Origin of the sequence: Mangrovimonas sp. ST2L15 (assembly GCF_001280515.1) — a bacterium.
GTDB classification, from domain to species: Bacteria; Bacteroidota; Bacteroidia; order Flavobacteriales; family Flavobacteriaceae; genus Mangrovimonas; species Mangrovimonas futianensis.
The window spans coordinates 1-405 of sequence record NZ_LBIQ01000044.1; the positions used below are offsets into that span (position 1 = coordinate 1).

General features: G+C 38.8%; 1 pseudogene. It reads right to left on the minus strand.

Annotated features, from left to right (window positions below):
* Positions 1–65: 65 nt before the first annotated feature.
* Positions 66–405, minus strand: a pseudogene (locus ZA07_RS15005) (GNAT family N-acyltransferase); the annotation flags it as partial.

A 405-nucleotide genomic window follows, 5' to 3' on the forward strand; every position in this document is an offset into this window, starting at 1 on the left:
ACCACAGCAATAAATGTATCAAGCTTAGTTACGTCGGCCCAAGTTTCATCGAAAACAAAGTCCTAATCCTCATCCATGAACCTCACCTTAAACTCTTACTTTGGTCTCACAAATGGCGCCAAATAAGGATCGTAATAACGGGACGTCATAATCTCAATCATCAATGATGTTGAGAAAGTGGAGAATTGATTACTAATACTTACACCTCCAATGCGGAATTTATGCTCCGGGAAACGTAAAGTAGTATGTACATTCCCCTTCCAAAGCAAAAACAATGGCATTTGTTTTTGCTGGTATTCCTTAATAATAAAGGCACTTCCCATTTCTATGGATTCGCTCATCATCTTCTATAGCTCTGGCTCAAACCTGAACAGGTCTTGAAAGTAAAAACCATTAATCCAATCC